Source organism: Aeromonas veronii (assembly GCF_040215105.1).
In the GTDB taxonomy this organism is placed as follows: Bacteria; Pseudomonadota; Gammaproteobacteria; order Enterobacterales; family Aeromonadaceae; genus Aeromonas; species Aeromonas veronii_G.
The window spans coordinates 1,689,967-1,713,517 of record NZ_CP157875.1; the positions used below are offsets into that span (position 1 = coordinate 1,689,967).

General features: G+C 63.2%; 19 protein-coding genes and 1 riboswitch. Of the genes, 4 read left to right on the plus strand and 15 right to left on the minus strand.

The window, feature by feature from the left end:
* Positions 1-157 precede the first annotated feature (157 nt).
* On the minus strand, positions 158-2,422 hold the full coding sequence (locus ABNP46_RS07935) for an LTA synthase family protein (RefSeq protein WP_349921858.1): 2,265 nt from the start codon (positions 2,420-2,422) through the stop codon (positions 158-160).
* A gap of 251 nt (positions 2,423-2,673) precedes the next feature.
* Here ABNP46_RS07935 and ABNP46_RS07940 point away from each other — a divergent pair, with 251 nt between their 5' ends.
* Positions 2,674-3,759, plus strand: a complete 1,086-nt coding sequence (locus ABNP46_RS07940; protein WP_349921859.1) for a hypothetical protein — start codon at positions 2,674-2,676, stop codon at positions 3,757-3,759.
* 100 nt (positions 3,760-3,859) lie between these two features.
* Here the strand turns inward: ABNP46_RS07940 and lysC are convergent, their stop codons facing one another.
* Together lysC and argA are read right to left on the minus strand one after the other, a co-directional pair.
* A complete protein-coding gene (gene lysC, locus ABNP46_RS07945; protein ID WP_349921860.1) occupies positions 3,860-5,212 on the minus strand; it encodes a lysine-sensitive aspartokinase 3 in 1,353 nt (450 codons plus the stop codon).
* A gap of 86 nt (positions 5,213-5,298) precedes the next feature.
* Positions 5,299-5,520: riboswitch (Lysine riboswitch) on the minus strand.
* Positions 5,521-5,651: 131 nt separating this feature from the next.
* Positions 5,652-6,980 (minus strand): amino-acid N-acetyltransferase, encoded by a 1,329-nt coding sequence (gene argA / locus ABNP46_RS07950; RefSeq protein WP_349921861.1) that lies wholly within the window; start codon positions 6,978-6,980, stop codon positions 5,652-5,654.
* A 248-nt stretch (positions 6,981-7,228) separates the two neighbouring features.
* Here argA and msrA point away from each other — a divergent pair, with 248 nt between their 5' ends.
* Positions 7,229-7,861: a peptide-methionine (S)-S-oxide reductase MsrA gene (msrA, locus tag ABNP46_RS07955; protein WP_349921862.1), complete on the plus strand. Its 633-nt coding sequence runs from the start codon at positions 7,229-7,231 to the stop codon at positions 7,859-7,861.
* A 341-nt stretch (positions 7,862-8,202) separates the two neighbouring features.
* On the opposite strand, the gene ABNP46_RS07960 is transcribed toward msrA, so the two are convergent.
* Genes ABNP46_RS07960 through ABNP46_RS07970 form a run of 3 tightly spaced genes read right to left on the minus strand, consistent with a single transcriptional unit; the run spans position 8,203 to position 9,515 of the window.
* Positions 8,203-8,538, minus strand: coding sequence for a DUF3802 family protein (locus ABNP46_RS07960; RefSeq protein ID WP_349922424.1), 336 nt, complete (start codon positions 8,536-8,538; stop codon positions 8,203-8,205).
* A 48-nt stretch (positions 8,539-8,586) separates the two neighbouring features.
* Positions 8,587-9,138 carry a GNAT family N-acetyltransferase gene (locus ABNP46_RS07965; RefSeq protein ID WP_349921863.1) on the minus strand — a complete coding sequence of 184 codons (552 nt, stop codon included), beginning with the start codon at positions 9,136-9,138 and terminating at the stop codon, positions 8,587-8,589.
* 8 nt (positions 9,139-9,146) lie between these two features.
* The gene (locus ABNP46_RS07970; protein WP_349921864.1) at positions 9,147-9,515 is read right to left on the minus strand and encodes an MmcQ/YjbR family DNA-binding protein; all 369 of its coding nucleotides are present in this window, start codon (positions 9,513-9,515) and stop codon (positions 9,147-9,149) included.
* Positions 9,516-9,624: 109 nt separating this feature from the next.
* Between ABNP46_RS07970 and ABNP46_RS07975 the strand changes: the two genes are divergently transcribed.
* The gene (locus tag ABNP46_RS07975) at positions 9,625-10,413 is read left to right on the plus strand and encodes an alpha/beta fold hydrolase (RefSeq protein ID WP_349921865.1); all 789 of its coding nucleotides are present in this window, start codon (positions 9,625-9,627) and stop codon (positions 10,411-10,413) included.
* Between the two features lie 390 nt (positions 10,414-10,803).
* Here ABNP46_RS07975 and ABNP46_RS07980 read toward each other — a convergent pair whose 3' ends face one another.
* The 4 genes from ABNP46_RS07980 to ABNP46_RS07995 all read right to left on the minus strand — a co-directional run bounded on the left by ABNP46_RS07980 (position 10,804) and on the right by ABNP46_RS07995 (position 15,991).
* Positions 10,804-11,532, minus strand: coding sequence for a hypothetical protein (locus tag ABNP46_RS07980; RefSeq protein WP_349921866.1), 729 nt, complete (start codon positions 11,530-11,532; stop codon positions 10,804-10,806).
* 239 nt (positions 11,533-11,771) lie between these two features.
* Positions 11,772-12,872 (minus strand): lipocalin-like domain-containing protein, encoded by a 1,101-nt coding sequence (locus tag ABNP46_RS07985; protein WP_434476181.1) that lies wholly within the window; start codon positions 12,870-12,872, stop codon positions 11,772-11,774.
* Positions 12,869-15,268 (minus strand): ABC transporter permease, encoded by a 2,400-nt coding sequence (locus ABNP46_RS07990; RefSeq protein ID WP_349921867.1) that lies wholly within the window; start codon positions 15,266-15,268, stop codon positions 12,869-12,871. Before ABNP46_RS07990 ends, ABNP46_RS07985 begins: the two co-directional genes overlap by 4 nt.
* Before the next feature lie 42 nt (positions 15,269-15,310).
* Positions 15,311-15,991 (minus strand): ABC transporter ATP-binding protein, encoded by a 681-nt coding sequence (locus tag ABNP46_RS07995; protein WP_349921868.1) that lies wholly within the window; start codon positions 15,989-15,991, stop codon positions 15,311-15,313.
* 152 nt (positions 15,992-16,143) lie between these two features.
* Here ABNP46_RS07995 and ABNP46_RS08000 point away from each other — a divergent pair, with 152 nt between their 5' ends.
* Positions 16,144-16,611, plus strand: a complete 468-nt coding sequence (locus tag ABNP46_RS08000) for a DUF4357 domain-containing protein (RefSeq protein WP_349921869.1) — start codon at positions 16,144-16,146, stop codon at positions 16,609-16,611.
* A 204-nt stretch (positions 16,612-16,815) separates the two neighbouring features.
* Here ABNP46_RS08000 and ABNP46_RS08005 read toward each other — a convergent pair whose 3' ends face one another.
* The 5 genes from ABNP46_RS08005 to ABNP46_RS08025 all read right to left on the minus strand — a co-directional run bounded on the left by ABNP46_RS08005 (position 16,816) and on the right by ABNP46_RS08025 (position 23,517).
* Positions 16,816-18,015 carry a Bcr/CflA family multidrug efflux MFS transporter gene (locus tag ABNP46_RS08005; RefSeq protein WP_349921870.1) on the minus strand — a complete coding sequence of 400 codons (1,200 nt, stop codon included), beginning with the start codon at positions 18,013-18,015 and terminating at the stop codon, positions 16,816-16,818.
* Positions 18,016-18,172: 157 nt separating this feature from the next.
* Positions 18,173-19,849 carry a hypothetical protein gene (locus tag ABNP46_RS08010; RefSeq protein ID WP_349921871.1) on the minus strand — a complete coding sequence of 559 codons (1,677 nt, stop codon included), beginning with the start codon at positions 19,847-19,849 and terminating at the stop codon, positions 18,173-18,175.
* Positions 19,850-19,944: 95 nt separating this feature from the next.
* Positions 19,945-21,210 (minus strand): hypothetical protein, encoded by a 1,266-nt coding sequence (locus tag ABNP46_RS08015; protein WP_349922428.1) that lies wholly within the window; start codon positions 21,208-21,210, stop codon positions 19,945-19,947.
* Positions 21,211-21,332: 122 nt separating this feature from the next.
* Positions 21,333-21,890 (minus strand): hypothetical protein, encoded by a 558-nt coding sequence (locus ABNP46_RS08020; protein ID WP_349921872.1) that lies wholly within the window; start codon positions 21,888-21,890, stop codon positions 21,333-21,335.
* A gap of 202 nt (positions 21,891-22,092) precedes the next feature.
* The gene (locus ABNP46_RS08025) at positions 22,093-23,517 is read right to left on the minus strand and encodes an FAD-dependent oxidoreductase (protein ID WP_349921873.1); all 1,425 of its coding nucleotides are present in this window, start codon (positions 23,515-23,517) and stop codon (positions 22,093-22,095) included.
* Positions 23,518-23,551: the final 34 nt, after the last annotated feature.

Genomic DNA, 23,551 nt, shown 5'->3' on the forward strand with positions numbered 1-23,551 from the left:
TTTATTCACCAATTGATGGGGTTGTTTGGTTTATCTAAACAAAAAGCGCCTGCTGGCAGGGGCTTTCATCCTTGTCGGCGGAGGAAGAGTGAATCGTGCCAGGCTCCGAATAAAAAGAGGCCGCGGTAGCGGCCTCTTTTACATTCAGGTAGAGGGCTCAAGGCAGGGCATCGGCTTTGAAGCTCGCCCGGATCTGGGGCACCAGGGGGGAGGGATCGAACCCCTTCTCTTCCCCGAGCACGGGGTGGAGCAGGGGCAGATCCGGGATGGGGGCGAGATCGCCGACCAGCAGGGCGCGGGTAGCCTGTCCCATCTGATAGAGCTGGCGCACCGGGGCGAACTGGCGCTCGAGTGCTATTCCGCTATCGCGGCGGGTGAAGGCCATCATGGGGATCTGGTAGGCGGCATCCCGGGGCGGTTTGGCGCCGTGAATGCCCTTGCCCGCCGACATCAAAAACGGCTGGTGATCCCCGAAGGCCACCACCAGGTAGCGTTTGCCTGAGTTGTCCAGGCTTTTGAGCAGCCGCTCCAGGGAGGCCATGGCATCCACCACCCCGGTGTAGTAGGTGTTGAGCAGTTGCTGGTCTGCCGCGCTCTGATCCGGGCAGGCACCGCCTCGCTGCTGGGCCTGGTAGCGATCCCCGTCGAAGGGGCCATGGCCCTGCATGGTGACCGCATAGGCGAACAGCGGCTTGTCATCCTGCTCGCTGCGCTTGAGCAGGTGATCGATGAGGGCGTCGTCGGAGATGTAGAGCCCCTTGTGCTCCAGGCTGCTGAAGCGGGTATCGAACCAGCGCTCCTGATAGCCGAGCGCCGGAATGGCCTTGGCGCGGCCCCAGAACTTCTCCACATAGGGGTGAACGAACAGGGTCTGATAGCCGCTCTGCCTGGCGCTCTGGGCCAGTCCCGGCACCTGCTCCGAGAGGTAGTAGTAGGGCACCACCCCCTGTTTGAGCAGCCCCACCGGCAAGCCGGTATTCATCTCGAACTCCGCCAGCACCGTCATGCCCCCCGTGGTGGGGGAGTGGATGGTCTTGTGCCATTGCTGCACGCCGGCGGGCAGGCTCAGGGTGGGGGCTGGGGCGCAGATCCTGCCCTGCCAGTCGAGCCAGAGCGATTCGTATTGCAGCACGATCACCAGATCGAAGCGTGGGGGCTGGGAGGCCAGGAGAGAGCCGGGCCGGGCGAGCTCGGGGGTGCGATCGTTGATCTGCAAGGGGTAGCGAAAGACGTTGCCGCTTTGCAGCATCTCGTCCACCAGGTTGAAGACGTAGAGGCCGGGGCCGGCGCGGATGATGTCCCTGTGGTAGTTCACTGCCCTGTCCACGTAGCGTACGTTGGCCCCGAGCAGCTTGTTGCTGGTCTGGGTCGCGAACACGCAGAGGGCGAAGAAGGCGACGGTGGCGGCGCTGGCGCGCAGGATCCAGCGGGAGAGGGCGAAGCGCCAGCACAGGTAGAGCAGCCCCAGGGCGCCGAGCACCGGCAACACGGGGTGCTGATCGAGCAGGATATGTACCAGCGCCAGCAGGTTGCCGAGATCGTCCCCGCCAAGGGGCACCCCGTAGATGGCTATCTTCATGAAGTTGGCGAGCAGACCGATGCCGGAGAGCGCCGTGAACACCAGCCCCATATAGAGATTGAAGCCCGCCAGGGCACACAGGCTCCAGCCCAGCACCATACTGCCCCAAGCGAGGTAGTAGTGCTCCGGCCGAAAGCCTGACCAGAGCAGAAACTCCCCGAGCTTGAACACCACGAAGCCGTGCAGCAGCACGAAGGTGAGGTTGCCGAGCAGCAGGCTGCCCAGCACCCGTGACGCCGGGCTCTGGCGCAGGCGTGGCAGCAGCACCCGCAGCACGGCGGCGCTCACCAGCAGCACCAGCAGCAGGCTGGTCATCAGATAGACGAGGTTGAAGCCACGCTCCGGCAGGGTCTGCAGGATCTGGCTGTACTCACCGCTCTCGGGTCTCTCCTTGAGCAGCAGGCCGATGCGCAGCTGATAGCGGCTGTCCAGGGCATCATCCGGCGCCCGCAGGGTGCTGTTGAGATCCAGGGTGCAGCGCTCCTTGCGACACTTCTGACGCTTGTCCACCGCCTGGCTCAACTGATCGATGCGCACCCCCTTGTCGTTGAGCAGCTCCACCCGCACCTTGTCCCCCGGCTGCAGGGGCTTGAGCAACTGCCACTGACTGCTCACCACCAGATAGAGGCCGCGGCTGTCGCTCTTGTAGAGCAGGGAGTGGCGGTTGAGGGTGGCGATGGGTTGATCGGCGGGCCCCAGGATGAGCGGCTCGGCTCGCCCGAGCCAGCCGACGGGATTGAGCAGGGGCAGGGCCAGGGTCAGCAGCAAGAGTGCACTGAGCAGGCCAAACAGCAGCCTGGAGAGACGGGAGGGGGGGCTGTGACCGAACTGGGGGGCATTCATAAAAAGCTCATCCTTGGAGCGGGGTTCGCAGCCATGGCTGCATCTATTTTGACCCGATGGTGCTGGGTGGGTTCCTTGATGTCAATTTAATGACCGAAAGATGAATATTGTGTGACTGTATTGACTTGCAAATTGTGATCCCGATCCAGAGGGCGGATTGATTCTGTGATGAAAACGGCATCATGAGCGTTTGCCGCTGGTTTGCCTCTGTCTTGCTGCTTAGTCTCTCAATAACGGTCGGAGGTACATGTATGAATCCTAAGGTTGCGGCACGTCAGGCAAGGCTGCTCCAGATGCTGGAGCGCAAAGAGGAGATCCGGATCGGGCGTGAACGCGACTGTCCCCAGCCATTGGCCCAATTGCTCAAGCTGACCGAGGATCACCCAGATGTGCTCAGGGTCTATCGCCACGGCCTCACCGCCGAAGTGTTTCACCTGAAAGTCGAGGGGCATCACTGGTGCCTCAAGCGGCGCAGGGCTGACTCCCTGGTGGCCAATGTGGACGGCCAGACCGCCTTCTTGACCGAGCTGGAGCGGCGCCGGGAGATTGAAACCCTGCGAGAGTTGCATCCCACCATCCTCTCCCACGTGGTCTGCACCTGCTTTGGTTCGGCCCGGGCCGGGGTGCTGGTCTCCCCCTGGCTCAGGGGGGATCCCGTCAAGACGCTGAACCGGCGCAATCTGGCGCAGATGCTGGCGGTGCAGGCCGAGCTGGCCCGCTGGGGCTGGTTTGACTGGGATCCGAGCCCGGGCAATCTGCTCGATGACGGCCAGCAGATCTCGGTGTTCGACTTTGGTTACATGTGGCCCTTCGATCCCCGCCACGAATTCAACTCCAACGGCCTGTCCGATCCCGAGTTTCATGTGCCCGAGCGGCTGGAGACCCGTACCCTCTCCGGTCTCTGGCTGGACGAGGCGGATCCCCTGCCGCTGTTTCACCACTGGCGCACTCTCTGCCTCGCCTGGGCCACGGACGAGTTGCAATACTTGCACCGGGAAGGGGCCAATCCCGCCGTGCTGGCCCGGATGCAGGCCCTGCAGGCGCGCTGGCGCACCGCCCTCGAGAGTGACGCGGCGCTGGCGGCCAACTGGTGGCAGGACATGTATCGCAGCCATCGGCTCGATATCGACGACGATCTCGGCGGCAAGAGCTGCGGCCCCCTCACGTTGCGTCGTCTCGACTGGCTGGAGGAGGCGGTGCGGGATCACTATCCGTCCCTCGCGGGCAGCCTGAGTGACGAGGAGGCCGGGCTCGGTCAGCAGGGCTTGCTCGCGCGGCTCGCGGCCCTGCGCGAACCCATCAGGGAGCATCTGCTGCCACAGGCCGTCCAGGCGTAGTCGCGACAAGCGGCGATGCCGCGGCGGATTGCCGATACGAAAACAAGAAGAGGGGGCAGGGGCCCCTCTTCTTGTTGATGGAGGATTGTCGTCATTGGGCTCAGTCGAGCAGCTCCTGATGGAGACGGTTGACGATGTGGCCCGCCTCGCTCTCTTTGACCAGGAAGCAGAGGTTATGGGCGCTGGCGCCGTAGCAGATCATGCGGATATTGTGCTCGCGGATGGCATCAAATACCCGGCTGCCGACCCCGGCCGCCTCACTCATGCGGTTGCCGATGAGGGCCACCAGTGCAAGATCCGTTTCCACTTCGACCTTGCACAACTGCCCCAGCTCCGCCAGCACCTTGTCACTCAGGATCGGCTCGCCGTTGCTCTGGCTGCCGGTGTGATCCAGGGTGAGCGACACGCTCACCTCGGAGGTGGTGATGAGATCCACCGAGATGCGATGGCGCGCCAGGATGCCGAACACTTCGGCCAAAAAGCCGTAGGCGTGGAACATGTTGAGGCTGTGCAGGGTGACCAGCACCTGGGAGCGGCGCAGGGCCACGGCCCGGAACAGCGGGTTGGTGGTGGTGCTGGCGCGGATCCAGGTGCCGCCGGCGGCCGGATCCTTGGCGGAGCCGACGAAGACCGGAATGTCCTGGCGCAGGGCCGGTTGCAGGGTGGCCGGATGCAGTACCTTGGCGCCGAAGGTGGCCATCTCGGCCGCCTCCACGAAGCTGATTTCGGGAATGGGACGGGCCCGGGTGACGAGGCGCGGATCCGTGGTGTAGATGCCGGGCACGTCGGTCCAGATCTCGATGCTGCTGGCATCCAGCGCCTCGGCCAGCAGGGCCGCGCTGTAGTCGGAGCCCCCGCGTCCCAGGGTGGTGGTACGGCCGTCGCCGTCGGCGCCGATGAAGCCCTGGGTGATGACCAGGCTGTCGCCAAGCAGGGGGCCCAGACTGGCCTGGCAGAGGGTGCGGGTGGCGGCGAGATCCACGCTCGCCTTGCCAAAGCGGCTGTCGGTGCGCATCAGCTGGCGCGCATCCTGCCACTGGGCCTTGACGCCGCGCTGGTGCAGCAGCTCGGTAAAGAGGCGGGTCGACATCAGTTCACCGCAGGCGATGAGCCTGTCGGCGAGTTCAGCGTCCGTGTGCAACTGGGCCTGACGGGCCATGGTCCGGATCTCGGCGAGCTGAGCGTGGATGATGGCGCTCACATCGCCAGGTTCCCCCAGCGCCGTCAGTATGGCTTGCTGAATGTCGGCGAGCCGGGCGAGCTGGGCATCCTGACCCGCCTCGTCCAGTTCCCCTTGTGCCAGACTCACCAGCAGGTTGGTGACGCCGGCGCTGGCGCTCAGCACCACCACCCGGGTCGCCGGATTGGCCAGTACCACGTCGGCACAATGGTTCATGGCCGCGGCATCGGCGACACTGGTTCCGCCGAACTTGGCGACGTTGATCTGGCTCATAACATACTCCTGTCTCAAGGTGAAAATCCGGTTTCAGCAGGCAAAAGAGAGGAGGAGGCGATAAATGGCAGGAAAACACGAGGGTCCCGGCCAGAAGCACTCCATCCGCGGTGCCCATCCCACAGACATCCTGATGGATGCCTGTGGGATGCACACGACCGATGACAACCCGGGGGATTCAGCCCCCGCAGCCGACGTGGTGGTCTCCAGCGACTCGCCTCGTCTCGGCGCTGCTCCCCCTGACCCAAGTTCACCGGACGCTGGCGTCCTCCCTTGGGCTGCCTGGGCAGCGCTCCTCTTCTGGTGCCACCCTGAGGTGGCGTGCATGTAGAAATACCCTGCACTGGAATGCACTGTCAATCGAGTTTGCAAAAAAATCAACAATCGACAGGAACCAGACACAAGATCAATCAGTTAGCTAAATGCTTCGTACAAAGAGTTACGCGATAGTCTTGGACAATACCTTGGATCTGCGCTGCCAGTTGTAGAAGCGCTGGCGCGCCACTGGCAAGTCTTCCACCTCCAGCGGCTCGAAGCCCCGTTCCCGGAACCAGTGAATGGAGCGGGTGGTGAGCACGAACAGACGCTCGATACCGAGCCGTTTGGCCCGCTCGGCCACCTTGGCGATCAGCTGATCCCCACGGTTGGAGTTGCGGTAATCCGGGTGGATGGCGACGCAGGCCATCTCGGCCATGGCCTCCTCCATGAAGCAGTAGAGGGCGGCGCAGCCGATGATGAGACCGTCCCGCTCGATGATGGTGAACTTGTCGATCTCCATCTCCAGTTGCTCGCGGGAGCGGCGCACCAGTATGCCTTCCTCTTCCAGCGGGCGGATGAGGTCCAGGATGCCGCCGATGTCTTCGATGGCGGCGGCCCGCGCCCGCTCGGCACTTTCGCGCACTATCTGGGTGCCGAGGCCGTCGCGGCTGAACAGCTCCTGCAACATGGCGCCGTCATCCTGATAGCTCACCAGGTGGGAGCGGGGCACGCCGCCGCGACACGAAGCGATGGCCGCGCGCAGGTAACGGGCGGTGCCGGACATCTCTTCCCCTGCCTGCTCCAGCTCCACCAGGAGCTCTTCGGCCTGCTCGGGGAAGAGCTCGGAGATGGCCTCGCCGTGCCTGTCCATGACCCCCTGGGTGCTACTGAAACAGATGAGCTTGTCCGCTTTCAGATCCACCGCCACCCGCCGTGCCACCTCTTCCGAGCTCAGGTTGAAGCTCTCGCCGGTGACCGAGCAGCCGATGGGGGAGATGAGCACCATGGCCTGCTGATCCAGCTGGCGACGGATCCCCTCCACATCGATGCGGCGCACCCGGCCGCTGTGGCAGTAGTCGACGCCATCCTCCACCCCGAGCGGCTGGGCGGTGACGAAGTTGCCACTCACCACGCTCAGGCGTGCCCCCTGCATGGGGGTGTTGGCGATCCCCATGGAGAGCTGGGCCGTGATGTCGTACTGCAGCCCGCCACACACCTGTTTGATGAGGTCGAAGCTCTGATCGTCGGTGACCCGGATGCGCTTGTGGTACTGCGCCTCGATGCCGGCCCGGGCCAGCGCCTCGTCGTTCTGCGGGCGGGAGCCGAACACCAGTACCAGTCGGATGCCGAGGGTCTGCAACAGGGCGATGTCGGTGACGATGTTGGCAAAGTTGGGGTGGCAGATGGCTTCGCCCCCCATCATCAGCACGAAGGTGGCACCTCTGTGCACGTTGACATAGGGGGTGGATTGCCGAAAGGCATAGACCAGGCTGGGTTCGCGTTCACGCACTTGAGACTTCATCCATAAAAAAACAGCAATTTGCTCAATATATGAAAATAAATTCACAAATCAAGACTAAATATTGATTTGATGGCTGTTGCTGCCATTTATCTCCTCCAGGGGGAGGGGAGAGGACGGGAAACTGGCGTGGGTCAGGCGGCGTCCGGCCAAGTTGATCCCATGCCATAACCTGTTATCTTCGATACTCCTTTTCGTCAGTCGCGGCATTTCGCGAGTTTTATACAAGGACAGGGCATATGGAGCAGATTATTTCACCGGCAGAGGCGCTGCCGGGTCGACGTGAGGCGCTGGTGATTGGCCAGCAGCACGCGGTCAATGGCCATCCGACTCAGGGACCCTGGCCCGAGGGGCTGGAGTCCGCCTGGTTTGGCATGGGTTGCTTCTGGGGCGTGGAGCGTCTGTTCTGGCAGCAGCCCGGCGTCTATTCCACCGCCGCCGGTTATCAGGGGGGGCTGACCCCCAACCCCACCTACAAGGAGGTGTGCAGCGGTCTGACCGGTCATGCGGAGACGGTGCAGGTGATCTTCGATCCCAAGGTCACCAGCTATGGCGCCCTGCTCAAGCTGTTCTGGGAGCAGCACGATCCGGCCCAGGGCATGCGCCAGGGCGGGGATGTGGGCACCCAGTATCGCTCGGTGATCTTCGTCGGGGACGAGAGCCAGGAAGCCATCGCCCAGCAGAGCCTGGCCGCCTTCCAGCAGGCCATGGCGGCGAGCGGTGACGGGCGTACCATCACCACCCGCATCCTGCCGCTGGCTCCCTTCTACTATGCCGAGGATTACCACCAGCAATATCTGGAGAAGAACCCGGAAGGCTACTGTGGCCTCGGGGGGATCGGGGTCTGTCTGCCCCCCAGCCTGAATCGCTGAGTGCAAAACATGCTAAAAAGGGGCCGTTCAGGCCCCTTTTTAATGGCTAGACGAGAGAAACACAAAGAAACGAGTGAAACGGAAAGAAAATTGAAAAAAATCTGTCACGGCGGGGAACTTAACTGAACTGGCGCTGACTAAACAGGTAGCTACCAAGGACGGCAGCCAAGACCAGACACATTTTTCTTGCCTCGAGATTCATTCAACTTAGACAAGCGCGATGAATTGAAAATGATAGCAAGCAGGGCTGCCCCAGAGGCGGCCCTTTTCATGTCTGCTGCGTTGTATCGCGGAGCAATCAGCGGGTTGACGAGGCGCCGTGCAGGACGTGCCAATCAGCATTAGCGGATGGCGCTGTCGAACAGGTTCTTGATGAGATCGATGAATTCATCGAGGAAGGCTTGTTGGGCCGGCGTGGGGGCGCGCAGCCAGACCGCGGAGAGCACCTCTTCCAGATCGGCGACCACGGCGTCGGCCTCCTGCATGATGAGAAAACGCACCTTGGCGTCGAGCTGGGGGTTTTGCTCGCAGATGGTCATCAGGTTGTCGGCTACCCGGCCGCTCACCAGATCCTCGATGGTCTGGCTGCCCGTGCCCGCCTGCTGGCTCTCGAACAGGGCCAGACTCTCGACCAGATACTCGATCAGCGCAATGTACCCTTCGCTCTCTACCACCATGATGGCTGCCTTCATTCAATCTGTGGAAAGTGGGCCGTATTTTAGTGGCTACCCCTGGCTTGGCAAGCGGCAGTGCAGGCGATGACGGATAAAACTGACTCCGCCCCGTTCAACGGTTTCCAATCCGGTCTGCTCAAAGCCGTGGCGCAAGAAGAGCCCCAGGCTGAAGGCACTCGCCTCCGTGGTGAGCAGAGGCAGGCTGCGGCGCTGGGCAAATTGCATGGCGGTCTCCAGCAGACGGCCGCCGAGCCCCTGTCGCTGATGATGTGGGCTCACATAGAGCAGGCTCAGGTGCCCGTCATCGCTCAGGGTCACAAAGCCAAGGGGCGCGGGCTCTGTCGTCTCTTCTCCTGCCATGTGCCCCTCACCTTGCGGCTTTGCGCATGTGATGACCCAGCCGTGGTGCTCACACAACTGGGCAGCAAGACCGGGATGGCTGGCCCCCTGAGCCCACTGCTCCACTTGTTCGGGACTGTAGTGCTCGGGGCCTGTTTGGCGCACCGACTGCTCGAACAGGGCGAGCAGGGCCGGGATATGGCCCTCGTCCAGGGGAACGACTTGGTATGTGGCTGGGTTTTGGAATTGAGAGGCGTCAGGCATGGGGTGGCTCATGGTTTGGGATGGATGGTCGGGGCCTGGGGGCGCTTGGCCTTGGGCAGACCCGCCACCACCCGCTCATAGGAGTGCACTATCCAACCCTGCCACAGCTCATCGTCGAGACCGCCCTCCAGGGTGACCGTGTTCCAGTGCTGCTTGTTCATGTGCCAGCCCGGTTTCACCTCGGGGTGGATCTCCCGCAGCAAGAGCGCCAGTTCCGGCTCGCATTTGAGATTGATGGTAAGGGGCTCGGCCTGCCAGTCCACCAGGGCGAACATCTTGCCGGCGATGCGATAGACCAGGATTTCGGGGCCGAACGGCGTATCTTCGGTGGCGCCGGGCTGGCTTAGCAGAAATTCACGCAAGGATATGAGCGTCATACGATACTCCATGCTGGTCCAATGATGAGCAGCAGCATATTCATCGGGCGCGCCCCATCTGTTAATATGTCGACCGAGTATATCCCCCAACCACCCGGGAGCCCATAAGATGTTGTACCACAAGACTTTCGAGCTGGGTCCCGAGCGGGATTGGGTGGTGTTCGTGCACGGCGCAGGCGGCAGCTCCTCCATCTGGTTCAAGCAACTGCGCGCCTATCGGGAGCACTTCAACGTGTTGCTGCTGGACTTGCGCGGCCACGGCCAGTCCAACCAGTTGCAGCAGGTGGTGCAGGGTCACTACAGCTTTCGGGCCGTGACCGAGGACATACTGCGCCTGCTCGATCACCTACGCATCCCCCGCGCCCATTTTGTCGGCATATCCTTGGGCACCATCCTCATTCGCCACCTGGCAGAGCTCTGCCCGGAGCGGGTCAAAAGCATGGTGCTCGGCGGCGCCATCCTGCGCCTCGACATCCGCTCCCGGGTGCTGGTACAGCTCGGCCGCCTCGGCCAGCACTTTTTGCCCTACATGTGGCTCTACCGATTGTTCGCCTTCATCATCATGCCGCGCCAGCGCCATCAGGAGTCCCGCAACCTCTTCGTGCGCGAGGCTCGCAAGCTCTGCCAGAAGGAGTTCAAACGCTGGTTCCGCCTCGCCACCGAGGTCAACCCCTTGATGCGCTACTTCCGTGAGCGGGCGCTACCGATCCCGACCCTCTACCTGATGGGGGAGGAGGATCATATGTTTATCGCCCCGGTGCGCGAGCAGGTCGCCCGCGATCCCTACAGCCAGCTCGCCATCATCGAAAACTGCGGCCACGTCTGCAACGTGGAGCAGCCGGAGCACTTTAACCGCCAGTCGTTGGCGTTTTTATCCAATCAAACAACCGTGGCGTAATTCAATTATTAGAAAAGGTAGGTTGTAGGTTGGGCTGAGCGAAGTCTAACCCTAGAATATTATTCCCAACCCGTTGGCCGTCATTCTGGTCGTTTCGAGTAGATTCGATTAGCGAAGCGTAATCTTACGCATGGGAAGGGAATATATATTGAGAGCTGAGGTTATATGAGCAGATTTATTTAGAACACACGATATACATTTGCCCGTAGGAATAACACCTTGTATTTCAGATTGTTATAAATCCCGCTGCCTCTTGCATTACACGTCAAGAGATGTATTGCGAACGTTAGAAAATGCTTCGCTAATCGAACCCACAGTTATTTTTGATATAGATGCTTTTATGAAAAACGGGTTGGAAATTAGTTTTTTTCATAAAATATAATGATTCAACTAGGCATCCCAAGTTATTTCAGCCGCTAGATATTCTCCAATAACTATTCGGATGCTGATGACTTTACCTTGGTCTGATGCAAGATACCTGTACCGTTGCGGTTGGACTTCAACCCAATCATTCAGGATTATCTTCTTGCTGATATCTTCGCCGGACAGTGACGCCAGCTTTATCTCTACCACCTGTAAGCGCTGCATTCCGCATGATCCAATCTCTCCTAAGAGGGTAACTACTTCTGGAGCGTCGAATTCCTCTCTCTGCTCTTGGTTGAGTTGGTCAAGGGGATACCACCAGATGGACGCCGAATGGTCGCGACACTCCTGCGCGAGTTCGTATGCAGCATGTCCCAAGGCGAGTTTTACTAATACGCGTTCAATACGTTCAACTTCGGGATGGAATGATACACCAGATGAAATCGTCTTGGACGCTTCAATTCTGTTCCTCAACGCGGGGGAACGTTCAAGGATATTTGCAATATTGGAACGTCTTATCGCACTTGGTTCCGCCGAACCGGCAACCACTGCTTCTATTAGGCAGGCTACGTATTCTTCATCCTTAGAAAAACCGTTATTGCATTCACGACAGGCACCGATAATAGAGAGGTTCTCTGGGTAGGGCGTATCGAGAAAAACTTTCGAAGGAACGTGTTCCCGCGTGCCTTTATCCCCACCACAGTAGATGCAACCAAGTAAGAGTCTAGTGTCAGCGAGATTCTGTAACTGTTCCATTATAAACCTATGTTGGTAACTATTTGAATTATCTGCACAACACTAACAAAAAATAGTGTTGCGGCAGTTTGTATTAGCATAGAAGAATCGAATTATACCGAAGATTCACATTGAAAATTAGAAAATAATGATGCTGGACATAAAAATTTTCCGATAAACAACAACTTAACGTACCGGGTTTGAATGATTTTTTAGAGGCAATTAAATATCAAGCTAGGCAAACCGAGTGACATCGGTCACTAATACCCCGTCATCTCCAGATAGCCCAGCCCTGTTGCATCCCCCTCCACAGTCACCGCCCCTTCCCAGTAGTCAAAACGCCCTGTCATGGCCTGATCCGGCTGGCGGGCCTTGATGCGGAGATTGAGGTCAGCGGCGTTAAGTTGCCATTCTATGGGGTAGGGCTGACCCTTGGGGCCGCGCCAGGTTTTGCCTGGGGTGAGGACGATGGATTCCGGGGGCAACACTCGGCTGCTGCCATCTTGCTCGATCAGGATGCCGTAGCGGTTCTCCGGTTCGGGGCGACCTGCCTTGGTGCGAAGGCGAAACAGCATCAGCTCGCGGCCATCAACGAGTTGCAGCGAGAACCAGTCCCAGCCCGATTGCCAGTCCGCCAGCACCGAGCTGCTCCATTCGTGATCGAACCAGCCCTGGCCGCTCACTTTGCGGGTCTCCCCATCCAGGGTCAAAGTGCCGGTAAGCGCCAGGCGCGGGAAGGAGTAGTAAAACGAGGCGTTGCCCGGGCTCTTCTCGCTGTAACCGGCTTTGCCCTGCAGCACCGCGGGTTTGCGATTGCTCACCTCGAGTGCCAGCTGACCGATGGCGCTATCGACCTTGAGCCGTGCCGGGAAGAGCGCATCCCCCTCGGATTTAAGTCGCCACTCCCTTAGCCAATATTCGCCCTGGCTGGCACCCGCCAAGCCCGGCCCCTGGCGGCTGGTGCGCTCGTCTTGCAGATGTTTGCCGGTAGCGAGATCCGTGATGGCAAATTGCGCCAGCCAGAGCTGGGGGGTGAGCCAGGGATTGGTCAGTGGTTGCTCTCGAATCGAGCCTTTCTTGTCAGCAATTTGCCACTCCACACCCTGGCGAAACAGGGTCCACTGCAGGCCGTATTCGCGCCCCTGCTCGTCTTTAAGATTCCCCGTGAGATACCACCACTCGGAGCGGTAGTCCGGGTGGGCAGCGTGATCGGTGGGCAGGTTCACGGCCTGCCCAGGCTGCGCTTTTTTGAAGTGATCGCCATTGCTGCCGAGCACGGCGCCGAGATCCTGGGCCTGAGCGTTGGTGCCCAGCACACCCAGCAGGGCGGCCAGCAGCTTGGCCCGTAGTGAATGCTTCATACCACTCTCCTTGCGGCAAACCAGGAGGCCAGAGCCCCGCAGACGGGCGCCAGCAGCAGCGCCGTGATGGCGTGGGCGGGGGCGGCTTCGAAGGCCAGCCGCCAGCCGAAGGCGCGGGGGTTGACCACTTCAATGAGCACCCAGGCCAAGCCATATCCCACTGGCAGGGCGAGCAGAGCAGTGAGCAGCCCGAGTCCCGCCCCCTGCCACACCAGCAACTGGCGGCAGCGACTGGGACTTAAGCCCAGACTCTGCAAGGTTTGTAGTTCACTTCGCCGGGCGAGCCCCAGCACCAGAAAGGCGGAGCCGATACCGACAAAGGCAATCCCCAGGATCAGCAGTTTCAATAGCTCGGTCACCACGAAGGTCTGATCGAACACCCTGAGGGCCGCGGCGTGGATGGCGGGGGCGGGCAGGAGGTTTATCTTCTCGCCAAAGCGGGCACGCAGCTCATCGGCGAGCCGCTCCGGTTGCGCACTGAAGAGCGCCAGGGACTGCACCGGCCCGGATTCAAAATCGTGCAACACCTGCCCCTTGTCGCTGCCGTAATCCTGATAGACGCCGGTGACCTGTACCGATCGCGGGCCCGACTCACTCGTGATCACAAGGGTCTGGCCGACCTTGACCCCGAGGCGCACCGTCAGCGGTTCGCTCGCCAGCACCTCGTCAGGGGCCGCTGGCCAGCGACCGCTCAGCAGGGGATAGGCGGCTTTGAGCTCCGGGATGGCGTCCATCTGGGCCCATTCGATGGGTTGCCCCTGCCAGCGGGCGGGCTGCACCGAGCGGCGCGAGGCGGCGCCAACGTCGGGGCTGGCGAAGATGGCGTCCAGAGTTGACTGGTCGAGCGTGCCGCGACTGCCCGCCGCGCCTTTGGGGGCGCTCACATAGAGGTCGGCGGCGAGGCGCTGGCCCAGCCAGATCTCCACGCTGGTGCGAAAGCTCGACACCATGACGCCGATGCCGATGGCGGCGGCGATGGCGAGCTGCAGCGCCATCACGGCGATGGCGGTGCGATCCAGATGGTATTGGGTCTCGGCTACCGCAAGCCGGGTGGTGAGGCCACCGGGCCGACGTCGCAACCGGCTCAGCACCCAGCGCAGGGCATCCGGCAGCGTGAGCGCCATGGCCAGCAGCCAACCGCCGGCGACGAGCAGGGCGCCGGGCAGTCCCGTTTGGGGTAGCGCGAGGCAGAGGGCGCAGATCAGCAGGATGGCGAGCGCCAGCAGGCGCCTGCGCCAAGGATGGGCGCTTGAACGCACCTGGCCTTCACGCAGTTGCAGCGGCGATTGGCGCAGCAGTGCCCACCAGCCGGGCAGGTTGGCGGCGAGAGTCCCCAGCAGGCCCAGGGCGGCGGCCTTGATAAGGCCCCCGGGGGCGAGGCGCAGGAGATCGATGGGGTTGGGGCCATAAAGGTCCGCCAGTGCCTGGGTCAGCTGACCCATCAGCCCTCTGGCGAGCAGCACCCCGAGCACCAGGCCGAGCAGGGTACCGAGGCTGGCGAGCAGGCCAAGTTCCAGCCCGAGCCAGAGCAGCACCCGGCGCGGCGGCATGCCTAAGATGATCAGCTGGGCGAGCTGGGGGCGGCGCACGCTCTGCACGAAACGCTGGGCGTTGAACACCAGAAACAGCCCCACCGCCATGGCGAGCAATGAGAGGGCGCTGAGGTTGAGCCCCAGCGCATCGCCGAGCAGGCTGGCATCGAGCGCCGGGCTGATGGGTTCTAGCCAGAGCGGCTTGGGCAGTCTGGCTTGCAGCGCCTTGGCTTCGGCGTCACTTAGCGTGAACAGGATGCGATCCAGCCGTCCGCTCTTGCCAAGCAGGGGCTGGGCGATGCCAAGGTCGGTCACCAGCAGCCGCTCCATGGGCACGGCGCCGGGCGCGAAGGTGCCCGCGAGGGTCAGCTGGAGTGACCGCTCACCCAGCATAAAGGCGCGGGTCTCGCCAATGCCCCAGTCGAGGCGTTTGGCTTCCGGCTCGGCGAGCCAGACGGCGTCGGCCCGCGCCAGAGAGAATGCATCCTTGTCGCCGCTCTGTTTGCCTGAGCCGAGCAAGGGGCTCAAGGGCCCGGGGTTCAACAGATCGATGCCGAGCAGCTGGAAGCTGCGCCCCTCGGTATCCTTGAGCCAGGCGTGCACCTGGGGCAGGGCGGCGAGGGCGCGCTCGCTTCGTACCAGTTGCACGTAAAGCTGCTCGTCCAGGCCGCCGCTTGGGGCCAGCCGGTAGTTGGCCTCCCCGGCGAGCTGGCTGCGGGCCGCGACAAAATTGGTCTTGGCGCTCTGGTTGAGCAGCTCGATGGCGACCACCAGCGAGACCCCCAGCATCAGGCCGGTGAGGCTCATCAGCAGCAGCCAGGGGTGGGCGCGGTAGAGGCGCAGCAGCGCCTTCAGGGGCAGCACGGCTCACCTCCCAGGACGGGCTCAGGGGCTCTCTTCACCCGTTCAGCCATGGGCCGCGCCCTTGATCTCCAGCAGCCGCCCGCCTTCGAGGCGCAGCACCCTGTCCACCTGACTGGCGTAGGCGGGGTTGTGGCTCACCAGCAGCAGGCCGGCCCCGCTCTCTTGCACCGCCCCCATCATCAGGTCCATCACCTGCCGGGCGTTGTGTTCATCCAGACTGCCGGTGGGCTCGTCGGCGAGCAGCCACCTGGGCTGATGGATGAGGGCCCGGGCCAGGGCAACCCGCTGGCGCTGGCCGCCGGAGAGCTGCTCCGGCCAGGCATGGCGCTTGTCTGCCATGCCAAGGCGTGTGAGCAGGGCATCGAGCCGCTCAGGCTCACGGGGCAGGCCGTTGATATCGAGCGGCAGGCAGCAATTTTCCTCCACCGTCAGGGTCGGCAGCAGGTTGAAGTCCTGATAGACAATGCCGAAGTGGCGACCGCGCAGGCGGGCCCGCTCGCCGCTCGGCTGGTGGTCGAGGCGGGTGTCATCGAGCCAGACCTCCCCCTCATCGGGGGCAATCAACCCGGCGATCAGGTTGAGCAGGGTGGACTTGCCCGAGCCGCTCTGCCCCAGCAGCAGACAGCTTTCACCGGCGTGCAGACGCAGATCCAGCCCCCTGAACAGGGGAGGGGAAGCGGCGTCAGCGCCAAAGGACTTGCTCAGGTTTTTCAGGCTCAGCATGGGATAACCGGTTGATGGTCAATGGCTTTCACTGTGACAACCACTATGCCAGTTAGTGATCCCGGCTGCAAAAGGGATGAGGATCCTCGCTGGATCCCGCTCGCCAGAGGTGGTTAGAATAGGGGCCTCCATGGGTCACAGGATGAGCAAGGATGTTACACAAGCAAGTCAGTTTTATCGTCGACAGCAAGGGCACCAAACAGGCTGCCGTGGTTCCCATCGACATCTACAACGAGCTGATGACCCTGCAAAAGGCGCTCTCCGACAACAAGCCCGGGGAGCGCGAGCTCTACCACTTCAACGGCAAGGGGGCCGAGGCCCATGGCTACCCGGTGGGCAAGCGGCAGAATCCCGGTTTCATGGTGCAGGCGGGATCCACCGCCAACGGAGAGGATGCGGCATCCCTGCGTGAGGCGGTGATCGAGCTGCGTCTGGAATTGCTGGACAAGGGGGTGCTGAGCCCGCGGGCCGAGGGGGGCTTCGTGTTCGTGGCCGATCAGCTGTTCAACAGCCCGAGCCTGGCCGCCAGCCTGGTGGCGGGCAACAACCGAAGCGGTCTGGACGCCTGGCAGAACAGTGCCGGTTATACCCTCAAGCAGTCCGGTTTTGGCAAGAAATAGGCGCAAAGTCATTAGCCATGCTAATGAAAAGGCGATATTGATAAGAATTTTTCAGAACTTGTGACCCAAAGAGCCCGCTGAGATGCCGGTTTGTCCCTCCTGTTGGCTCAATGCACGCGGCCCCGGCGCCCCTCATATCGACATCGGTTCGATGAGAGGGCGCCGGGGCCGCGTTTTTGTATGGCGAAGTGCGAGCGCCTGGGCTCAGCGTGACTGCTTCTTGCCGGTCAGCGACCAGTAGCAGATCGCCGAGCCGAAGCCGCAGCTGGCGATGGCGATGGCCATGGGCAGGGGGGATTCGGGTGGATTGAGGTTGACCAGGATCCCCACCAGGGCGCCGATGCCAAAGCGCAGGGTGCCGGCGAGCGCGGAGGCGGTGCCTGCGGACTGGGGGAAGTGGCCCATCAGGCCGGTCATGGCGTTGGCCCCCACCAGGCTGATGTGGCCGACGAACAAGACTACCGGAATGACGATGCCCCACAGGCCCCCGGTCTGGCTCCAGGCGTTGTAGATGAGCAGGGCCCCCGCGAGCGGCAACATGATGAGGCCGTACTGCAGCATGCGCTCGGCCCCCACCCCTTTCACCAGGCGGCTGTTGGCGAAGGTGACCACCATCATCAGCAAGATGTTGAGGCCAAACAGCCAGCCGTAGTGCTCGGTCGGCACGTGGAAATACTCGATGTAGACGTAAGGCGAGGCGCTCAGGAAGGCGAACATGCCCGAACTCGACAGGGCGCCGCACAGCACGTAACCCATGGCGCCGCGATGGGAGAGCACCCCCCAGTAGTTGCGCAGCACCTGGCCGAGCTTGAGGGGCTGCTTGTGCTCGGGTTTGAGGGTCTCGGGGATCTTCCACTGCAGCACCAGGCAGATGAAGAGGCTGATCCCCACCAGCAGCCAGAAGATCACCCGCCAGTCGCTGTGGGCGCTGATGTAGCCCCCCACCACGGGCGCCACCAGGGGCGCCAGCGTCATCACCAGGATCACGAACGACATGGCCCGCGAAAACGCATCTTTTTCAAACAAGTCCCGCAGCAGGGCATTGACCACCACGGAGCCGGCGGCGCCGCCGGCGGCCTGCAGCATGCGCCAGGCCAAGAGTTCCGGCAGGGAGTCCGCCATGGCGCAGCCCACGGAGGCGATGGCAAACATGGAGAGTCCCGCCAGGATCACCGGCTTGCGGCCGAAGCTGTCGGCGAGCGGCCCGTAGAACAGCTGGCCGATGGCAAAGCCGCCAAGGAAGGCGCTGATGGTGAGCTGGGCCCCGTCGATGGTGCTGGCCAAGTCCCGGGCGATGCTCGGGATGGCGGGCAGATACATGTCTACCGCCAGTGGCGTGAGGCCCGCCAGGGCGCCGAGCAGGATGAACAGGAAACGGGGTGAAAGGGTCGAGGCTTGAGGCATAGGCTATCCGTGTCGTGGGGAAGGCGGCAAAGGGCAGTGTTGAGTCTATCAGCTTTGGCGCCTCGGAGCAGACATAACCTGCGCTGGGGCGGGGCCGTTTGGCTGATCAATCAGGGCGCCATGACGGCGCCATGACGGCGCCCTGTGGGGAGCCCTGCTAGCCCAGGCCCTGAGGGATTGCCGTCTGGGGCTGGCGGCGGGTGGCAGAGGCGGCGCGGGCGGCGAGCACAAGCCAGACAAACAGTCCCCCCAGGGCGAGGCCGTTGCCGATACGCTCCGGCCAGCGAGCCTCAAGGGTCAGGCTGAGTTGATGGCGACCCGCCGGTACCCACACCTGCAACAATCCCTGGTGATTGGCGCTGACCGTGAGGGCCAGGGCGTCGTCCAGTCTGGCCTGCCAGCCGGGGTAGTCATATTGGTGCAGCACCAGCCGGGTGGGGGCGCTGGCGCTCACCTCCAGCACGATCCTGCGGGGTTGCCAGGTCAGTACCTCCCAGCTGGCCCCCGCTTGATCCGTGCTGATTGGGGGCAAGAACTCCTCCTTCCAGGCGAGCAGGCTGGGGGCGAACAGACCTCCCGGCACCTGCCTGGGTCTGTACTCCCGGGCGCTGCGCTTGCTGTCGAACTCAGCGCCGATGGCGAAGCGATCCGGTGCCTGGGTGAGGGGGGCGTGGCGCACATAGAGGAAGGCGCTGATGAGGGTCAGCAGCAGCAGGCCCCACCATAGCCCTTGCCAATGGCGCTGGGCCGGGGTGCCGAGGGCCACCACGGCCACCGTCGCCAGGGTGAGGATGAGGTTCAGCCGCCAGGGAAACTGCACCCGCTGCAACGGGGGCAGCAACTGCCAGATGGGCTGACTTGGGGGCAGCATCATCAGGAAGACGGCCACGCCGATGGCGCCCCAGCAGAGCAGCTCGGGGTGATAGGGCTCGCGGGTGGCGGCCCAGGCCAGCAGCAGCAGGGCCATGGTCAGCACGCTCTGCCAGGCGAGGTGGCCGCGAAAGCGCCAATCATCCAGCCCCGTGGGCAGGCGATCGAGGAAGTTGCGCCGAAAGTCGAACATGCCGCCGCGCATCAGCTCCATGGAGATGGCCCCCTGATCCAGCAGGGCGGGCAGCAGCAGGGCGCCCGCCATGGCGAGCCCGAGCAGGATGGCGCCCAGAGTGAGCCCGCAGGGGACGAGGGAGTGGCCCCGCCAGGAGTGCCAGAGGGCGCGCAGGCTGATGAGTCCCAGCATCAACAGCAGGCTGGGCAGGTGGGAGTAGGCCAGCAGTGCCAGGGCCAGCGTCAGCAGGGGCAGACCACCGCGCAGGCGCCGGGTGGCGAGATCCTGCCCAAGCAAGATGAGCGGGGCCCAGACGAAGGCCCAGAATTCGGCCAGCGCGAAGCGGGCGTAGAGATCCATGGCCAGGTGATAGGGCAGGGCCAGGTAGAGCAGGCTGACCGCGAGCGCTCGGCCGGGGGCGGTGAAGCTGCGCAGCCAGAGGTAGGCAAAGACGCCGGAGAGCAGCAGTGCGACGCTGGCGCTGGCGAGCAGGGGGTAGACCGCCTGATGGGGCAGGGCGGCGGGGCCGGCAAAGAGGGCGCTGACGTAATAGGGGAGCGGCGGGTAGAAGAAGAAGGTGGGGCTGCCGAAGCCGCCGTTCATGGCCATCAGCCAGCGGGGATAGAGCTCCCCCTGCCAGAGCTGCTTGGCAAAGTAGTGGCCGGAGAGCAGGTGATGGAAGAGATCGTGCCCCTGGGTCCCCCCCTGTTGCCAGAGTGGCAGCAGCAAGAGTGCACAGGCAACCAGCAACACCGGCAGGACGAGCGCCCACTCCCTTGTTCCCTTCATCGTCAACCACTCCCTTGGCGAATGCGCAGTGAGTTTAGTCGAGTCGAGTGAGGGAGCCTATAGGGTCTGCCATCCCCATATGGTGGGCGGGCTATTCACTGCTTGCGTGGTATGGCGAGCCAGAGGCCGGGTTCGGCGCCAAAGCGGGGGGCAAACCAGCTCGCTTCGAAGGGGTAGGGCAGGGCATCGGCGGCCAGGGGGCGGCGACTCAGGCGACAAGCCCCTTGAGTCAGGGCGAGGCTGGCGTCTCCCCCATACCAGCCATCGGTGACGGGCAGCGGAGTGGTCTCGCGCAGCAGGCGCACGCCCCACTGGGTCACCAGGGCCGGGCAGTGCTGCTCGGCGACCAGTGTCGCCCGCGCCATCGCGGGCAGACGAGGCGGCGTCAGGGTGGCGATAAACAGCACGAGGGCCCCCAGCATGGCGGTATTCACGACATGTTTCGCCGCAGGCAGCCAGCCTGAGAGCAGGATCAGCCCGAGGTAGGTGAGGGGGGCCAGATGGCGGGGGTTGTCCGGATTCTGGCCGAGCAGGGTCCAGAGCAGCAGGGCCAGCCAGCCGAGGAACCAGCTTCTGTCGAGCCGTGTTGGCCAGGTCTTGGACCAGAGCGGCCAGATCAGCAGCCCCATCAAGAGCGGCCAGAGCGGGCTGAGCTGGCTGTTCAGGGTCTGGCCCCAGCTCAGCAGCCTGGAGCCGTGGGCGGCCGCCGTGTTGCCCCAGAGGGTGAAGTGACCGTCGGTAAAGCGTCGCCCCTCGGCAAAATAGGCCCAGCCATCCGCCTGCCAGACGAACAGCAGGCAGGCGAGCCCCACCAGGGCGATGGGCGCGAGGAAGGCTGGTCGCTGCCCCCTGTGCTGCCATCCCAGCCAGAGTGGCAGCAGGGCCAGCACCAAATAAGACGGGCGAAGGGCCAGCAAGAGCCCCACCAATAGACCTGCCAGGGCCAGCTTGCGGTATTGCAATGCCAGCAGGGCTGCGAGCCAGGCGGCCAGCGCCGGTCCGTCGGAGAGGCCGGAGAGTGCCAGGGTCGGGGTGAGCGGCAGCGCCATGGCGCCGAGCCAGAGTGGCGCCAGCAAGGCGGGACGCCGCCAGAGCCGCGCCGCCAGCCAGGCCGATAATGGGGGAATGAGGGCGCTGCCGAGCAGACTGGCCCAGTGCACCGCGCTGGCGGGATCGTCGGCCAGCAGGTTGATCAGCCGGGCCAGCCAGATAAAGGCGGGGTAGCCGGGAAAATGGGGGGAGAACTCCAGCACGCTGAAACGCGCCACCCCGTGGGCGAAGTTCAGGGCATCGTCGGAATCGAGCGCCACCGGGAAGGCAAACAGCCAGCCCATCCAGACCCCTTGCAGCAGGAGCAGCAGCCAGATGGAGGCCGAGTGCGGGAGCTCCCAAGGTCGGGGCGTCCTCCTCATCTCCAACCCTTCTCCCGCCGGGGGAGAAGGGGGCAAATCGGCATCCTTGCTCACTTATCGACGGATGGCGATCAGAGGGGGGCCAGCACGGTCATCAGCTCCTGCTCGGCGGCCTTGAAGGCCTCGGGATCGGCTGTCTTGGTGCCCACCCCGAATACCCCGGGGTTGCCGATGGCCTCCAGCACCTTGGCCAGCGCCCCATCGGCGGCCTTGCGGTCCGCTTCACTCAAGGACGGGAGGATCAAGTCCAGGAAGCGCTTGCTCTTGACCACCAGCACCTTGGCGGTCTGGTAGTCGCCAAGGTTCTGGCTGGCGCCCTCGAGACGGCGTTCAATCTCGGCCTTGTAGGCGCGGTTGAGCAGGGTCTGGGTGGCCGCCACGTCCTTGGCCTTGATGGCCTCGGCGAGCGGTGCCTGCAGCACCACCTTGTGATGCTGCTCGAGGTAGCCGAGCTCCTCGGTGAGGCCGGCCAGCACGGCGCTGGCATCCTGGCCTTCGCTCGCGGCGGTCAGCAACTGTTCGCGGGCGTCGATCAGGGGCTCCTTGCCCGCCGCCGCATAGGAGTAGGCCTGGGCCTGCCCCATGGTGGTCAGCAACAAAAGGGCGACAAGCGTGCTGCGAAAGATCATCCAGTTCTCCTTTATCGAGCGTTGTGTCAGGCCACGCTCCGGGTTTCGATCACGGTGTTTTCGTTGCGGTGGTTGAAGGTGACAAGGCGTCTGTCCTCTTCATTTGCCGCCATGTCAGGCCACACTCTGGGTTTCGATCACGGTGTTTTCGTTGCGGTGGTTGAAGGTGACAAGGCGTCTGTTCGCTTCATTTGCCGCCATGTCAGGCCACGCTCTGGGTTTCGATCACGGTGTTTTCGTTGCGATGATTGAAGATGGCGTGCCGTCTGTCCACCCCGTCGATCACCATGTCCGCGGCCATCAACCCCATCTCCATGGCGGTGTCGGTGAAGATGTAGCGGAAGGTCCCCTGGCGGCCGCTCATGATGAGGTTGCCAATCGGCATGAGCTGCTGGATGGCCGCATCCCGCCGCTCCTGATAACCGAGATCCATCAGGGGGTAGGCATATTCGCTGCGTGCCTCGAAGGTCTCATCCCCGAGCCTGGCGGTATCGACGCCGAGGCTCGCCAGATCCTGGCTGACCCGCTCGCGCAGGGTGGCAAGGGGGGCCTGCCAGGTGGCATCCCCCGGATTGCAGGGTACCTCCAGCATGACCGAGGTCTTGCCCGCAGGGGCCATGAAGGGACTGCGCCGGCGCGGCTCCTGCAAGCGGGTGGCGAGGATGTGCGGATCCGAGAGGTACTGCCAGGTGTTGTCCGACAGGTTCTCTTGATTGAGCGGCATGTTGATAAAGCGCAGGGCGCGGTAGTGCAGGGAGCAGGGCAGGCCGAGGTGCGCGCAGGTGAGCGGCAGGGGCAGGGTGGAGATCACCTGCTCAAAGTGCTCCTCATGCTCGCTGCCATCCTGTTGCCAGTGCACCCGCTGGATGCGGCCATCAGCCTCGGCGAGGCGGGTGATGGTGGCCCCCGTCCTGAGCTCGACCCCTTCTGCTATCAGCCGCTCACCCAGGGTGGTGAAGATCTGGCCGAAGCCGTATTTGGGGTAGCGGTACTTGCGGGCATAGGTGCGCACCGAGAGGTTGCCCTTGCGCCTTGGCAGCAGGCGACGGGCCACGTCTTTCAAATCGATGAGGCTGATGCGCTGGCCGGCCCAGTCGGCGGAGAGCCTGTCCGGGTTGATGCCCCACAGCTTGGCCGTGTAACCCTCGAAGAACTGGCGATAGAGGGTGCGGCCGAAATGGCTCTGGATCCACTCGGCAAAGCTCGCCTTGGCAAAGTCGGCGGGCTTGCTCGCGAAGGGGAGCAGCAGCAGATCCTTCACCGCCCCCGCCATCAGGGAGAGGGGCGCGGTCTTGAGCAGATTCGGCAGGTTGAGGGGGTAGTCATAGGTGCGACCGCCGAAGCGGATGACGCTCTTGCGCTCCGCGTGCAGCAAATCGTCCCCCATCAGCTCGTCGATGAAGGCGAGCAGCTCGGGGTTCTTGGTGATGAAGCGGTGGCCGCCGTAGTCGAAGCGGTAGTCTCCGTCCCGGCCCGCGAAACGTTGGGTAGCACACATGCCCCCGACCACGGCCTCCTGTTCGAACAGGGTGACCGCAAAGCCCGCACTGCGCAGGCGCCAGGCGGCCATCAGACCGGCAGGCCCAGCGCCCAGTACGGCAATCTTCTTACTGCTGTTATCGCCCATCAATCTCTATCCACGGCTCAAGGAGAAAAGGGGG

Coding starts and splice junctions, on each gene's coding strand:
- ABNP46_RS07985 (WP_434476181.1), bottom strand. CDS start 12,872: ATGAAGCATTCACTACGGGCCAAGCTGCTGGCCGCCCTGCTGGGTGTG.
- ABNP46_RS07975 (WP_349921865.1), top strand. CDS start 9,625: ATGTTGTACCACAAGACTTTCGAGCTGGGTCCCGAGCGGGATTGGGTG.
- ABNP46_RS07965 (WP_349921863.1), bottom strand. CDS start 9,138: ATGCCTGACGCCTCTCAATTCCAAAACCCAGCCACATACCAAGTCGTT.
- ABNP46_RS08020 (WP_349921872.1), bottom strand. CDS start 21,890: ATGATCTTTCGCAGCACGCTTGTCGCCCTTTTGTTGCTGACCACCATG.
- ABNP46_RS08010 (WP_349921871.1), bottom strand. CDS start 19,849: ATGAAGGGAACAAGGGAGTGGGCGCTCGTCCTGCCGGTGTTGCTGGTT.
- lysC (WP_349921860.1), bottom strand. CDS start 5,212: ATGAGCCAGATCAACGTCGCCAAGTTCGGCGGAACCAGTGTCGCCGAT.
- ABNP46_RS07960 (WP_349922424.1), bottom strand. CDS start 8,538: ATGGTGGTAGAGAGCGAAGGGTACATTGCGCTGATCGAGTATCTGGTC.
- ABNP46_RS08000 (WP_349921869.1), top strand. CDS start 16,144: ATGTTACACAAGCAAGTCAGTTTTATCGTCGACAGCAAGGGCACCAAA.
- msrA (WP_349921862.1), top strand. CDS start 7,229: ATGGAGCAGATTATTTCACCGGCAGAGGCGCTGCCGGGTCGACGTGAG.
- ABNP46_RS08005 (WP_349921870.1), bottom strand. CDS start 18,015: ATGCCTCAAGCCTCGACCCTTTCACCCCGTTTCCTGTTCATCCTGCTC.
- ABNP46_RS07935 (WP_349921858.1), bottom strand. CDS start 2,422: ATGAATGCCCCCCAGTTCGGTCACAGCCCCCCCTCCCGTCTCTCCAGG.
- ABNP46_RS08025 (WP_349921873.1), bottom strand. CDS start 23,517: ATGGGCGATAACAGCAGTAAGAAGATTGCCGTACTGGGCGCTGGGCCT.
- ABNP46_RS07995 (WP_349921868.1), bottom strand. CDS start 15,991: ATGCTGAGCCTGAAAAACCTGAGCAAGTCCTTTGGCGCTGACGCCGCT.
- ABNP46_RS07970 (WP_349921864.1), bottom strand. CDS start 9,515: ATGACGCTCATATCCTTGCGTGAATTTCTGCTAAGCCAGCCCGGCGCC.
- ABNP46_RS07940 (WP_349921859.1), top strand. CDS start 2,674: ATGAATCCTAAGGTTGCGGCACGTCAGGCAAGGCTGCTCCAGATGCTG.
- ABNP46_RS07980 (WP_349921866.1), bottom strand. CDS start 11,532: ATGGAACAGTTACAGAATCTCGCTGACACTAGACTCTTACTTGGTTGC.